Genomic DNA, 14211 nt, shown 5'->3' on the forward strand with positions numbered 1-14211 from the left:
TTAAATGATTACAAGCTTATTTGTAGTGTTAATGTTTCTTATATTGCGCGTCGGAATTTTTGCAAATTCATTAAATTTAATAAGAATTATTTTTAATATCATAATTTTTACCCATGTATCAAACAAAAATTGCAGGATTAGGAAAATATGTACCGGAGAATGTGGTCACGAACGATGATCTTTCGAAGCTGATGGACACCAACGACGAGTGGATTACAGAGCGTACTGGGATCAAAGAGAGAAGACACATTAAGAAAGGTGATGGTAATACCACTGCAAGCATGGGTGTGAAAGCTGCCAAAATCGCGATCGAAAGAGCCGGCATATCCAAAGACGATATAGATCTTATTGTATTTGCAACTTTAAGTCCAGATTATTATTTCCCTGGATGCGGAGTTCAGGTTCAGGAAATGCTGGAGATAGCTACCTGTCCCGCGCTGGATGTTCGAAACCAGTGTAGCGGTTTTATTTATGCAGTTTCAGTAGCAGACCAGTTTATCAAAACAGGTATGTATAAGAATGTACTTGTTATTGGTAGTGAGAATCATAGTGGTGGTCTTGACTTTACCACCAGAGGACGATCTGTCTCTGTAATTTTTGGAGATGGAGCAGGAGCAGCCGTGCTTACGAGAAGTGATCATAACGGGCAGGGTATTCTTTCCACACATTTGCATTCAGAAGGGAAGCATGCACTTGAACTATCTTTAAAAGGACCAAGCACGAACCATTGGGTGCCGAAAATTATTGCTGAAAATCCTCAGGGAGACGACATTCCTTACTATCCATATATGAATGGTCAGTTCGTATTCAAAAATGCGATCCAGAGATTTTCAGAAGTCATCAACGAAGGGCTTCAGGAAAACGGACTTTCTGTTTCAGATATCGACATGCTTATTCCGCATCAGGCGAATCTAAGAATTTCTCAATTCGTCCAGCAAAAGTTCAAACTTGCAGATGACAAGGTTTATAATAATATTCAGAAATATGGAAATACCACAGCGGCGTCCATTCCTATTGCGCTTACTGAAGCCTGGGAGCAGGGCAAAGTAAAAGAAGGTGATACCGTGGTGCTCGCTGCATTTGGAAGTGGCTTCACCTGGGGAAGTGCGATTATCAAATGGTAGTGAAAAAATTGACGTAAAAAGACCGGCATTTGCCGGTCTTTTTATTTAGATACCTTTAAAGTATTTATAGAGGTCATAGATCCCGAAGAGAATGAACCCAGCGGCGATCGCAGTTCCAAAGTTATCGGTTTCCAATGCAGTTAGTTTCTGGTACAGTCTAAAGCTTCCGTAGCAAATAAAAACGATCCCGAGGATAAGGTTCCATTTGTTACGTTGAGGTCTTTCTTCCATTTCATTATTCATGATCGTAGTCGTTTGGGAATGTAGACCTAGCGATCTTTAAGGCGTTATCGAAATCTTTTTCAAAAACAAATAATAATACCATCCCGTGAGTGGAACCAAAGCCAGCAAGTCTGGCCGACTCCACGTCGTTGCGAATTCTTGAGTGGATATTGCTTTCACTAAAAAGTTCCTGCAAGTATAGCGCATTGGTTTCTGAACCTGTATATACTCTCTTATATTCTTCTGAAGTACTCATATTCTCAAGATAAGATTACAAAATACGAATATACCGAAGTATTTGGCTACTTCATCTAAATTTAATTAAGCATTGAAGTATTTACTGTCCCAAATTTCTGTACTGAAGTTCTTCCCCATTTTGAACCCATAGAAAATAGAAATTCCGGCGAACCACTTGAAGATAAAAAAGAAAATCATGAAAAACTGGGTTGTGCTTTGCTGTGGACTAAATAAACCATCTGGCACCAATAGAGCCGTAAGAAAACTGGTGATGAGCAGGAGCGCAAGAAAATTTTCCAATGTTTTGAATGGCCACATGATGAGCCTTCGAAGAGGATGAAGATCATTACCCCATTTATGGACCAGGTAAAAATAATCATTTCCCATAGGAGCAAATAACAGTGGGTCATCAGCATTTTTTAGCTTAAACAATTTAGAAGGTGCAATGATCTTGAAACCTTTCAGAGTTGTGTTATGCTCAATTTCCAGATGCTTGATCCTGGTGATCGCTTCATAAGGAATTTCAGATTTGAAAAGTGCAGCATCCAGAAATCTGAGCCTGTAATTTATACATAGGTTGTAAATGTCATCCTTATGATAGATTCGGTTTGAATCCAGTAGATCGAAATTTAAATCATTAGCCTGCTCCAGTGTTTCCTTCAGGTTTTTCTGAATGTTGTCTTCCCGGATATCATCCTGTTTCAGGATCTCGCGAACCTCATCCATGATGTGGTCTTCATCAATACGCTTATTTCGTGTTTTCTTTAATTGCTCCTGTAGATTCGTGCGGGATATATTCAACTTCATGTTCATGGTCTTTAAGCTTTACTAAATTAATTATTAAGCTCAAGACTAACAACGACTTACTGTATTTTTTGAACTTAGAATCAAAACTTTAGGAGATGTTTCATCTTGTTAAAAGAATGCCAATTGCCTTCAATTTAAAAACCGTTGAAGCAACCTTCACGTAATTTAGATACATAATCAAAACAAATAATTATGAAAAAGTTACAATTACTAAGTTTACTAAGCTTTTTATTTATCGCGACCAGCGGAATTGCTCAAAATTCTAAAAACACCAAAATGGTTGGAGGAGCAGAAATGTATCCAACAAAGAATATCGTAGAGAATGCGGTTAATAGTCAGGATCATACCACTCTGGTTGCTGCAGTAAAGGCTGCTGAACTGGTAGAGGTTTTAAGCAGTGATGGACCATTTACAGTGTTTGCTCCTACAAACAAGGCTTTTGAAGCACTTCCAGAAGGAACAGTAGAGACATTGCTGAAAGAAGAAAACAAAAGCAAATTACAGTCAGTTTTGACATACCATGTTGTTGCAGGGGACTATAAAGCTGCAGACATTGTAAAAGCTATCAAAAAGGGTAATGGAAAAGCAACTTTCACAACAGTGAGTGGTGCAGATATTACAGCGATGATGGACGGAAAGAATGTAAAAGTACAGGACGCTGCAGGAAATGTGGCTACCGTGACCATTGCAGATGTAAATCAATCAAACGGAGTGATTCATGTAATTGACACCGTGCTTCTACCTACGAAATAACCAGAACAAAATAAGGTATAAAAGCGGCTGAAAAGCCGCTTTTTTCAGTTAAATAAACGTCAAACCGGCTTTGTAATTTTACTATTCTGTTCTTTCCAGTTAATTTCATCTTTATAAAATAACGCTATGAAAAAATTGAAAACATTCATCGTCTTAGGTATTGTGGCACTTAGCATGGCCTCTTGTGGAAGTAGTGCTCCTACAGCAAAAGACGATCTGAAAAAACTTAAATCCTACGATACTTACGCCTTTCTGGCAAACAAGGATACCATCCTAAGCAGGAAACTAGATAATAATGCGATCAACACCAGCATCGTTTCTACTATTAATGCGAATATGAAGGAGGAAGGTTTTAGTCTTGATAAGCTACAACCTGATGTTCTTGTGTATGTTCACCCGATGTTCGATGAAAAGGTAGCCGTAAATGCAAATCCTGTTTACACGAATTACCCATATTACAAGCCGGGCTTCTTCATTGGATCCTATTACGAAGATTACTTGTATGAAAACTATTTTACAATTCAAAGAATTAGTGGATCCAGAGTGAAGCAGGTGCCATATCGTGAGCGCTCGATTGTTATTGACCTTATAGATCGAAGAACGAACGAGATCTTATGGAGAGGAACTTCCGAAGAGACTATTGAGACTAAGAGAATGGATCGTGAGATTCGTGAATATGTTGATGAGATCTTTAAAGATTTGTAATTTGAAAAATGATCTGAAGTAAAAAAACCGTACTTGATGTACGGTTTTTTTATTTTGATACTACGTAGAGAATATTAGCGTAATTCTGCTTTCAGTTCCTTTTCGAATCTATACTGAAGCTTACTCATCATCTTATCTACTTGCTTGTCTGTAAGTGTTTTGTTTTCATCCTGGAATACAAAGCTAACTGCGTAGCTTTTTTTACCTTCCGGAAGATTATCTCCTTCATAAACATCAAAAAGACTTACATCCTTCAGTAATTTTTTTTCTGTTTGTTTTGCGATTTGATCGATCTCATCGTAAGTCACAGAGTTATCAAGAAGCAAAGCAAAATCTCTACGCATGCTAGGATACTTCGGAATAGCACTGAACTTGTTCTGGTGCTGTTTGGCAACCTCAATGATCTCGTCCCAGTTAAAATCTGCGTAAACCACTTCCTGGTCTATATCAAACTTCTTCAGAATTGATCTCTTAACTACTCCAAAATCGACCAATTTTGATTTTTTTGTACTCATCTGAAGACTTTCAGAAAAAACAGAACTTTTACCGGTCCTGGTTTTAAGCGTATTTAAAATTCCTAATTTTTGAAAGATCGACTCGATCACTCCTTTAAGGTAAAAGAAGTTGCCTGCGGGAAATTTAGGTGCATTCCAGGTTTCAGCAGTTCTGTTACCGGACATAAACAGCGAAAGATGTTTTTTTTCTTCCCTGCCACTAACGAAAGAATGATAGGTCTTTCCAAATTCGAAAATGCGAAGATTTGCTCGTTTCCGGTTTAGATTGTAACTAATAGCTTCCAGCCCTGAAAAGAGCATGGTTTGTCGCAATACCGAAAGATCCTGGCTGAGAGGATTCAGCATATTCACCTGGTATTCGTCCTTAGCATCATCGCTAAAGTCATTATAAGCAGGTGTGGTTAACGAATTCGCCATAGTCTCATAAAAGCCCTGCCCAATGAGCTGCTGTGCAATAAGATTCTGGATTTTATAATCCTCATATTTTGAGGAATTCGCCACAGACAGGCTTAGTTTGTCGCCAAACTTGATATTATTGTAACCATAAACTCTAAGGATCTCCTCGATCACATCAGACTCTCGTTGCACATCTACACGGTAGGAAGGAATCGTAAGACCCATCCCGGTTTCAGTGACATTATTCACTCTAATCTCCAGGGAAGCCAGAATGGATTTGATGGTTTCCTCCTCAAGATTTTCTCCAATAAGTTTATTCACCTTTTCAAAGGTTAAAAAAACCTGGAAGTCTTCGATCTTTTTGAAATAGAGATCATCGATATCGCTTGTGATCTCACCTCCCGAAATCTCCTTTATTAAAAGGGCGGCTCTTTTTAACGCATATTCTACCGAATTGATATCGATTCCTCTTTCAAATCTAAAGGAAGCATCGGTATTGATCCCGTGTCTCTTGGCAGTTTTTCGAACACTTACCGGGTTGAAGTAGGCGCTTTCAAGAAATATTTGTGTGGTACCATCAGTAACGCCGCTTCCAAGTCCGCCAAATACACCTGCAATACATAGAGGTTTTTCAGCATCGCAGATCATAAGGTCTTCAGCATGCAATTCACGTTCAGCTTCATCGAGTGTCGTGAATTTAGTTCCGGCCTCCACGGTTTTAACATTGATCTCGTTGCCGGCAATCTTACCAGCATCGAAAGCATGTAGTGGCTGTCCCAGTTCATGCATGACATAATTGGTAGCATCCACAATATTATTTTTTGGTGCAAGTCCAATAGCTTTTAATCTATTCTGAAGCCATTTCGGGGACTCGCCAACCTTTACATCAGAAATGGTTACCCCGCAATATCTTGGAGCAAGATTAGAATCATCTACTTTTATCTGGATCTTTAGACTTCTGCTATCAACATGAAAACTACTAACTGAAGGGGTTATAAGCTCCAGGAATTTTCCCTGTTGCTGGTAACCAGCTTTCAGATCCCGGGCTACACCCCAGTGACTCATCGCATCTGCACGGTTAGGAGTAAGTCCAATCTCAAAAACTTCATCATTCTCAACTTCAAAAAGTTCAGCAACCGGAGTTCCGGGAACCAGTTCATTGTCCATCACCATAATACCTTCATGACTCTGGCCCAGCCCAAGTTCTTTTTCTGAACAAATCATTCCGTAGCTTTCTTCCCCACGAATTTTTCCTTTTTTGATCTCCCAGCTTTCACCTTTTTCATCATAAAGCACCGTTCCAATAGTGGCTACAGGAACTTTTTGTCCTGCTGCAATATTTGGAGCACCACAAACGATCTGTACTTCTTCTCCATTTCCAAGATTTACCCTGGTAAGGTTCAGCCTGTCTGCGTTTGGATGAGCTTCACAGCTTAATACATGACCAACTACCACGCCGGCCATTCCTCCTTTAACACTTTGAAAAGTATCGATTCCTTCTACTTCCAGACCAAGATCTGTAAGAAGCTCTCCGGTAGTTTCTGCATTTTCAGGTAATTTGATAAACTGTTTCAGCCAGTTGTATGAAATCTTCATGGATTAGTCTTTTTCAGCCAGCAAAGATAGTATTACAGATGGTTTTGTCATAATCTGGAATCCTATTTTGTATACCTTAAATGACAAAGGAGACCATTCGTGTCTCCTTTGAATATTTGAATCTTCAAAAGTTCAATCTTTCCTAGTAAGATTCATAGTTCTGGATTTATTCCAACCACTTTCTGTTTCTTCATAAATCGCCCATTTTACCGAGCCATCTTTTTTCAAAATATCATGTTTAAATCTGAGTTGCTGGTTACTATCATCGAGATAGCTTTCTACGATCTCGTATTGATCGGGTCCTGTTTCTTTTACTTTCATTTTTGAACTGGAGATTCCTTCAGGAGCATTTCTGCGCATAAAGACCACGTCGAATTCATCCTCTAATGGATTGTACACCATAACTCTCTTACAGCAAGCTTGGTTCTCTGCAGTATCATGATCCACGATCAGCATGGAACCGGCCTCATCAAATGAAATTTGGTTCGAACTATTCGTGGTATTCAAAACTTCCCCATTTTGGTAGACCTGTGTTTCGTTATTCCAGTTTCCAATTAGAAAGTTTAGTTGCTTATCTCTGTTCTCCAGAATGGCAATTTTTGCCAGACCTGCTTCCATGATCAAATCATCCTGTTCATGATCGTGCTTTTCAGCAATGGCCAGTGACTTCTCTATGTATTTTACGGCTTCATCTTTCTTATCCATTTCCAGCAGAACATCTGAAAATGAATCATAAGGATTGGCTTCCTGTGGATATTCATCGATCTGAGCCTGGAACAACATTTTTGCTGCTTCCAGATCATTTTCCTCCTGCATGAGTCTGTAAGCTAAAATGTTCAGAGGTTCATCCAGGCCCTGGTAAGCAGGATTCGGATTGTTCTTCTGGTAATTTTCCAAAACTGCTTCAACGCCATTGGACTTATAGACCTGGTAAAGTTTATCTACAGATGCCTGGACCTGTTCCTGTGCATTCATACTTAGCGTTAAAAGAAATAACGCAATTGCAATTCCCCATGTGATTTTAAATTTTCTGCCCATAATATTGAATTTTGTGGTTATACCGAAGCTATAATCAGGCATTCCAAAGTACAAAAGCGTTTGAGGGCTATCTCGGGGGGTAAGTATTCTTAAAGATAAGCAAAAAATTAATCAATTGATTAGCAGGAGTTCATAAGATTTGATTAGCTAATGTAATTCCAGATCGTTTTATTTTTTACCAGTCGTGAATAGGCGTTTTTCACAGTAATATTATTTTCTTGCTCCAGGTTTGGATCTTCTTTGAGCAATTTGTTGGCATAAAACCTGGCCGATTGCAGAATCGCGTTATCTTTCACAATATCTGCGATCTTAAGATTAAGTACGCCGCTTTGCTGAGTTCCCATAAGATCTCCGGGGCCTCGTAGCTTCAGGTCTACTTCAGCAATCTCAAAACCATCATTGGTAGAGGTCATAGTTTCCAGTCTGGTTTTACTATCGTTAGAAAGTTTATGGCCGGTCATAAGTATGCAAAAGCTTTGTTCAGCACCACGTCCAACTCGGCCTCTTAATTGATGCAACTGAGAAAGTCCAAATCTCTCTGCACTTTCTATGATCATCACACTGGCATTTGGCACATTAACGCCTACTTCAATTACGGTAGTGGCCACCATGATATCTGTTTCTCCTCTTACGAAGCGATCCATTTCAAAATCCTTGTCGGCCGGCTTCATCTGGCCATGAACAATAGAAATCTGGTTTTGTGGAAACTCTCTGGCGATACTTTCATAACCATCCATAAGATCTTTGTAATCCATTTTTTCAGATTCCTGTATTAGTGGATAAACGATATAAATCTGCCGTCCTTTCTGAATTTCATCCCGTATGAATGCAAAAACCTTGAGACGATTGCTATCATAGCGGTGCACAGTTTTAATAGGTTTACGTCCTGGCGGAAGTTCATCGATTACTGAAATATCCAAGTCGCCATATAAACTCATGGCCAGTGTACGTGGAATAGGGGTTGCCGTCATCACCAGCACGTGAGGTGGGATATGATTCTTTTTCCAGAGCTTTGCTCTTTGTGCCACCCCAAAACGATGCTGCTCGTCAATAACGGCCAGTCCAAGGTTTTTAAATTTCACCTTGTCTTCAAGAAGCGCATGGGTACCAATGAGAATATGTAGATCACCGGTTTCCAGTTGTTCGTGGATCTCCCGGCGTTCTTTTGTTTTCGTGGATCCTGTGAGTAATCGAATATTCAGTTTAAGGTCCACACAAAGTTCTACCAGGCCGTGATAATGCTGAATGGAAAGAATTTCTGTAGGAGCCATCAAACATGCCTGGAATCCATTATCGAGAGCAAGCAGCATGGACATGAGGGCGACAATGGTTTTACCCGATCCTACATCACCCTGTAAGAGTCTGTTCATCTGGGCACCGCTACCCATATCACTACGAATTTCCTTAACCACACGTTTTTGTGCATTGGTAAGTTCGAAAGGCAAATGATTGCTGTAAAAATCGTTGAAAATGTGACCTACTTTGTCAAAATTGAAACCTTTGATTTTTTGCTTATGCATAAGGTTTCTGCGAAGCAATTGCAGTTGCACATAAAAAAGCTCTTCAAACTTCAGTCTGAACTGCGCTTTTGCCAGCAATTCCTGGTTCTTCGGAAAATGAATATTGAAGAGTGATTCTGCTTTTCCCAGAAGTTTTAGTTCTTCCAGTAATCCTGGATTCAGACTTTCAGAAAATTTCATCCCGGTTTGCTGCAGAACCTCCTGCATCAATTTCATGATCACTCTGTTGGTAACACCTTTCTTCTGAAGCAATTCCGTAGAAGGATATACCGGTTGCATAGCTACTCTTAAATTCCGTTTATAATCTGATACCAGTTCAAGTTCAGGGTGTGGCATGCTGAACATGCCGCTGTAAAAATTCGTTTTTCCGAAGATAACGTAAGGCGTATTCAATTTGATATTTTCCCTTATCCATTTGTGCCCTCTGAACCAGACCAGCTCCATTCTCCCGGTATCATCAACAAAATCGGCTACCAGTCGCTTACCTTTCTTCTGTTCGACCATTTTAAGATGGACAATCTTGCCAACGATCTGTACTTCCGAAGAATTTTGCTGCAATTGTGCGACCTTATAGAAACCTGTCTTATCGATATAGCGATTGGGGAAAAAATTGATAAGGTCTCGATAGGTGCTGATATTGAGTTCCTTCTTGAGAAGATCGGCCCGATTGGGGCCAACTCCTTTAAGATACTCAATGGGCGTTTGCAGCAGGTTCTGGATCATAAAAACGAAGATATTAAATAGGTTTGATTTACATGGGCGAGGGTATGGAAACTCGTTTTAATCTTTAGAAATATCTGATAACAGCGTCAATTTTTCGTAATTTGCAATCGATATTTTTTATTCTGAATGCGATATTTAGCTGCTCTTTTTTTCATCCTGAATCTTTCCATCATCCACGCTCAGAAGATTCGCGATCATCAGATCGAACGATTTGATTTCCATAAAGTGGACGCCCATCTTAAAATTGATCCAACTCAAAAAAAGGTGGAGGGAAGCGTAGTTTATTCCCTGGAGGTCCTTTATCCTGATGACAGCCTGTTTATAAACGGGAAAAACATGCAATTCAGGAATGTTCGAATAGATGGCAAAAACCCTGAATTTTCAGTAGATGTGGAAGGAATTTATATTTTACATGACTTTAAGGTCGATGATCGTATAACCTTGTCCCTTGACTATGAAGTAACTCCAGGCAAAGCTGTTTATTTCATCAATTGGGACGAATCTGTTGCGAGCGAAGAAATAAAGCAGGTCTGGACGCAGGGCCAGGGAAAATACACATCCAGCTGGCTGCCAAGTGTGGATGATATGAATGAGAAAGCAGAATTCGATCTTAGTTTCGAATTTCCTGCCGGTTATGAACTTATCGCCAATGGAGAACAGATTGGAAATGAAATTATAAACGATTCCGTTAGACTCTGGAAATTCAATATGGAAAAACCTATGAGTTCTTACTTGGTTGGCTTCGCGGCGGGTAAGTATCGATCTGTGAACAGTACAACGAATACCGGAGTAGAGATCAGGAATTATTATCTGCCCGAGGATTCTTTGCGCGTAGAGCCTAGCTTCAGACATTCCAAAAGGATCATGGAATTTTTAGAGAAAGAGATTGGTGTCGATTATCCATGGCGAAATTATAAGCAGATTCCCGTTAAAGATTTTCTGTATGCAGGAATGGAGAATACAGGAACCACCATTTTTTCTGAATCTCTTATGGTGGACTCTATTGGCTACCATGATCAAAATTATGTGAATGTAAATGCGCACGAGCTGGCTCATCAATGGTTTGGTAACCTGGTAACCGAGAAAAGCGGAAAGCATCACTGGCTTCATGAAGGTTTCGCGACTTATTATGCCTTGTTAGCTGAAAAAGATATTTTTGGTGAGGACTATTTTTACTGGAAGCTATACCAGTCGGCTGAGGTTTTAAAGGAGTTAAGCGATTCCGGAAAAGGACAGAAATTATTATCGTCAACCGGAAGTTCCAGTACTTATTATCAAAAAGGAGCCTGGGCATTACATATTCTAAGACAGAAAGTTGGTGAGGAAGCATTTAGAAAGGGATTGAAAAATTACCTGGAGACTTATGCTTTCCAGAACGTTGAAACCGATAACTTTCTTGCTGAAATGGAATTGGCTTCCGGCATGGACCTTACTCAATATAAAGCAGACTGGCTGGAACAATCTGCTTTCAAGGCCAACCAATCACTAAACGCTTTAAAGGAATCTGAATTTATAAAATCGTATCTCGAACTTGCAGCATTGCGGGAAACTCCGCTTCAAACAAAGCATGAATATCTGGATAAAATCCTGGACTTCCCTGTAAATGATTATTTAGGGCAGGAGGTAGTGTATCAACTCGCGGGAGAAAATTCAGAAGAAGCCATAAACCTGTACAAAAAAGCATTTGCATCGAACAATCTGTACGTGAGACAGGCAGTCGCTACCAGCATGCAAACAATTCTGCCGCAATTGCAAGCAAGTTTCGAAAGCCTGCTGCAAGATGAATCTTATCTCACCGTCGAAAAGGCCTTGTTTAAGCTATGGGAAAGATTTCCGAAGAAAAAAGCAGATTATCTTAAGAAAACCAGGAATATTGACGGATTTTATAATAAGAACGTTCGTATGCTCTGGCTAACCTTAAGCCTGGTCAGCGCCGAATTTGAGCCGGAAAAAACCTCTGAATATTTTGAGGAATTATCAGGTTACACCAACCCCTCAAATCCTTTTGAAGTGCGGGAAAATGCTTTTGGATATTTATACCAATTAGGAGCTTTTAATGAAGCAAGTTTAGAGAGTCTTTTGATGGCAACAGCTCATCATGCTTACCGGTTCAGGGATTTCGCGAGACAATTGCTGGATGAATTGATCGCCAATGAGGAATATCGGGAAAAGTTGATGTCATTGGCTTCAAACCTTGATGAGCAGTACACTAGATATTTAAATTCTAAAACTTCCAGTTAAGATGAGAGCACTCGTAATTTCAGGAGGAGGAAGCAAAGGAGCTTTTGCCGGTGGAGTTGCGCAATATCTAATCCAGGAGCTGGGACGCGATTACGAGCTATTCATAGGCACTTCTACGGGAAGCTTGCTTCTTTCCCATATGGCACTGCATAAGGCAGATAAGGTGAAAAAGGCTTTTACAAGCGTGAATCAATCCAGCATTTTCAGTAGCAGGCCTTTCCTGATCAAAAAAAAGCACGGGCAGGAAACCATCACGATCAATCACTTCAATGTTATTCTGAATTTTTTAAAAGGAAGGAAGACGTTCGGCGATAGTCTGAATCTTAAAACCCTGCTTCAGAAGACATTTACAAAGGAAGAATTCAGGCAACTGAAGGATAGCAACAAAGAAATTGTAGTAACGGTCTCCAATCTTTCTCTGAATGAGGTGGAGTATAAAAGCATTAGGGACTATGACTACGAGGCGTTCATAGACTGGATCTGGATTTCCTGCAATTACACGCCTTTTATGAGCCTGGTTACCAAAAATGGTTGTGAATATGCCGATGGTGGTCTGGGAAGTATGGTGCCCATAGAAGAAGCGATCAAGCGTGGTGCTACAGAAGTGGATGCGATCATCCTGCAAACGGAAGTGACTTATTTTAACAGGATGCCATCAAAGAATGTGTTTTCGCTCATTACCAATCTGTTCGCTTTTATGCTGGACAGGATCGAAACTCAAAATATACGGATCGGGAAATTTTCTGCGGCGAATAAGAACTGCATTCTCAATTTTTATTATACTCCAAGCGTTCTAACCACGAATTCTCTTATTTTTGATAAAAAGAAAATGCAGGAATGGTGGGAGAGTGGCTACGAATTTGCCAAATACAGAAACGAAGAAATTAACGAAATTCAACCTTAATGCGTGCACTGGTCATATCTGGAGGAGGAAGTAAAGGCGCCTTTGCCGGCGGAGTTGCCCAACATCTAATTCAGGAACAAAAGAAAAGGTATGATCTTTTTTTAGGTACCAGTACAGGGAGTTTGCTTATCCCACACCTTGCGGCTGGCAATATCCAGAAGGTTTATGATATCTACACCAACGTAACCCAAAGAAAGATCTTCAGTGTAAATCCATTTGTGGTCAAAAAGAAAGATGGCCGGGAATATGTAACGATCAATTACCTCAATACGGTCTGGCAATTCATTCGGCAACGCCGAACTTTCGGGGAAAGTAAAGCGCTGAGAAGAAGCATCCGGAAAAATTTTTCTCAGCAGGATTTTAATGAGCTCAAGTCCAATATCAAAGACGTGGTGGTTACCGTATCCAACCTTTCCAAGAACAGGGTAGAATATAAATCCATACACGATTTCGAGTACGATGATTTTTGTGACTGGATCTGGATAAGCTGCAATTACATCCCATTCATGAGTCTCGCCACCAAAGACGGATTTGAGTACGCCGATGGCGGCCTGGGATGCGTGGTTCCCATTAGAGAGGCTATCAAAAGAGGTGCTACTGAAGTGGATGCCATTATCCTCGAAGCTGAAAATATGGAATACAATAAAATCCTAGGAAAAAATCCATTTTCATTGATGGTAAATCTATTCGGATTTTTACTGGACCAGGTTGAATATCATGATATCGTCGAGGGAAAACTAGCGGCAATGAATAAAAAAGTAAAGCTGAATATTTATTACACTCCTACCAAGCTAACCGAAAATTCACTTGTTTTCAATAAAAAAGATATGACCGACTGGTGGCAGCAGGGATTTGAATATGCGGAGAAAAAAGAGATGGAACGCAAAGCGGCCAAATCTTCCTGGTTCAAGCTAGGTTTCTAACTTCCTGTTTGATAAAACCTAAAGCAGCCTCGGTAGGTGCCTGTTTTTCCATCATGGTTTCCAGGATAATTTTTCTCAGGTCATCTGGGTTTACAACGCCTTCTTTTTCAGAAGCATTTCTTATCATACTAATTGTCGCGTTTTTTGAAGTTCTAATATAATCCCAGCATTCGTTGCTCACATAGATTTGTTGAGCGAGATTATGCTCGAATTCCTGCTCGATATTGGCAATCAATAAGCTGGTATAAGACGGAACATCCTCAGTAACAGGTTCTACGCGAAATAAAAGTTTTCCAGGGGATATTCTTTCCAGGAATAATGTGAGTCTTTCATACGCCTGTAATCGAATGGGTAATGAAGTCTTCTGTTTTTCTCTCAGCAATAAAAATCTTCTTCGATTTTCTTCATTGCTGGAATAAGTGTGAAAAAAGTAAAAACTTACCAGACCTACAATTGCGGCGGGTAGTAGCGCATAGATCAATTGCAAAGCATCAAATTCATTCATAA

The 14211-nt window shown here is 39.9% G+C and carries 13 protein-coding genes; 6 read left to right on the top strand and 7 right to left on the bottom strand.

All coding sequences use genetic code 11. The features are described 5' to 3' along the window. Positions 1 to 113: 113 nt before the first annotated feature. A complete protein-coding gene (locus G529_RS0110300; RefSeq protein WP_026915444.1) occupies positions 114 to 1124 on the top strand; it encodes a 3-oxoacyl-ACP synthase III family protein in 1011 nt (336 codons plus the stop codon). A gap of 45 nt (positions 1125 to 1169) precedes the next feature. Here G529_RS0110300 and G529_RS0110305 read toward each other — a convergent pair whose 3' ends face one another. From G529_RS0110305 to G529_RS0110315, 3 genes are all read right to left on the bottom strand, one after another. Next, positions 1170 to 1367 (bottom strand): hypothetical protein, encoded by a 198-nt coding sequence (locus G529_RS0110305; protein ID WP_026915445.1) that lies wholly within the window; start codon positions 1365 to 1367, stop codon positions 1170 to 1172. Continuing rightward, complete coding sequence (locus G529_RS0110310) at positions 1360 to 1602, bottom strand: putative signal transducing protein (RefSeq protein ID WP_026915446.1); 243 nt, start codon at positions 1600 to 1602, stop codon at positions 1360 to 1362. The genes G529_RS0110305 and G529_RS0110310 overlap by 8 nt, the downstream gene beginning before the upstream one ends. Positions 1603 to 1667: 65 nt before the next feature. After that, entirely contained in the window at positions 1668 to 2390 is a 723-nt protein-coding gene (locus G529_RS0110315) for a hypothetical protein (protein WP_026915447.1), read from the bottom strand. A gap of 192 nt (positions 2391 to 2582) precedes the next feature. On the opposite strand from G529_RS0110315, the gene G529_RS0110320 reads away from it, so the two are divergent. Together G529_RS0110320 and G529_RS0110330 are read left to right on the top strand one after the other, a co-directional pair. Beyond that, positions 2583 to 3143 (top strand): fasciclin domain-containing protein, encoded by a 561-nt coding sequence (locus tag G529_RS0110320; protein WP_026915448.1) that lies wholly within the window; start codon positions 2583 to 2585, stop codon positions 3141 to 3143. A gap of 126 nt (positions 3144 to 3269) precedes the next feature. Next, a complete protein-coding gene (locus G529_RS0110330; protein ID WP_026915449.1) occupies positions 3270 to 3848 on the top strand; it encodes a DUF4136 domain-containing protein in 579 nt (192 codons plus the stop codon). Positions 3849 to 3922: 74 nt separating this feature from the next. Here G529_RS0110330 and pheT read toward each other — a convergent pair whose 3' ends face one another. From pheT to recG, 3 genes are all read right to left on the bottom strand, one after another. After that, on the bottom strand, positions 3923 to 6355 hold the full coding sequence (pheT, locus tag G529_RS0110335) for a phenylalanine--tRNA ligase subunit beta (protein WP_026915450.1): 2433 nt from the start codon (positions 6353 to 6355) through the stop codon (positions 3923 to 3925). 132 nt (positions 6356 to 6487) lie between these two features. Continuing rightward, positions 6488 to 7393: a tetratricopeptide repeat protein gene (locus G529_RS0110340; protein ID WP_157514606.1), complete on the bottom strand. Its 906-nt coding sequence runs from the start codon at positions 7391 to 7393 to the stop codon at positions 6488 to 6490. A 143-nt stretch (positions 7394 to 7536) separates the two neighbouring features. Then, positions 7537 to 9636 (bottom strand): ATP-dependent DNA helicase RecG, encoded by a 2100-nt coding sequence (gene recG / locus G529_RS0110345; protein WP_026915452.1) that lies wholly within the window; start codon positions 9634 to 9636, stop codon positions 7537 to 7539. A gap of 126 nt (positions 9637 to 9762) precedes the next feature. On the opposite strand from recG, the gene G529_RS0110350 reads away from it, so the two are divergent. Genes G529_RS0110350 through G529_RS0110360 form a run of 3 tightly spaced genes read left to right on the top strand, consistent with a single transcriptional unit; the run spans position 9763 to position 13704 of the window. Continuing rightward, positions 9763 to 11877, top strand: a complete 2115-nt coding sequence (locus G529_RS0110350; RefSeq protein ID WP_026915453.1) for a M1 family metallopeptidase — start codon at positions 9763 to 9765, stop codon at positions 11875 to 11877. A 1-nt stretch (position 11878) separates the two neighbouring features. Continuing rightward, positions 11879 to 12781 carry a patatin-like phospholipase family protein gene (locus G529_RS0110355; RefSeq protein WP_026915454.1) on the top strand — a complete coding sequence of 301 codons (903 nt, stop codon included), beginning with the start codon at positions 11879 to 11881 and terminating at the stop codon, positions 12779 to 12781. Next, positions 12781 to 13704, top strand: coding sequence for a patatin-like phospholipase family protein (locus tag G529_RS0110360; RefSeq protein ID WP_026915455.1), 924 nt, complete (start codon positions 12781 to 12783; stop codon positions 13702 to 13704). Before G529_RS0110355 ends, G529_RS0110360 begins: the two co-directional genes overlap by 1 nt. Here the strand turns inward: G529_RS0110360 and G529_RS0110365 are convergent. Beyond that, complete coding sequence (locus tag G529_RS0110365; protein WP_026915456.1) at positions 13688 to 14209, bottom strand: DUF7935 family protein; 522 nt, start codon at positions 14207 to 14209, stop codon at positions 13688 to 13690. The genes G529_RS0110360 and G529_RS0110365 overlap by 17 nt on opposite strands. Positions 14210 to 14211: the final 2 nt, after the last annotated feature.

The organism is Christiangramia portivictoriae DSM 23547, assembly GCF_000423045.1.
GTDB classification, from domain to species: domain Bacteria; phylum Bacteroidota; class Bacteroidia; order Flavobacteriales; family Flavobacteriaceae; genus Christiangramia; species Christiangramia portivictoriae.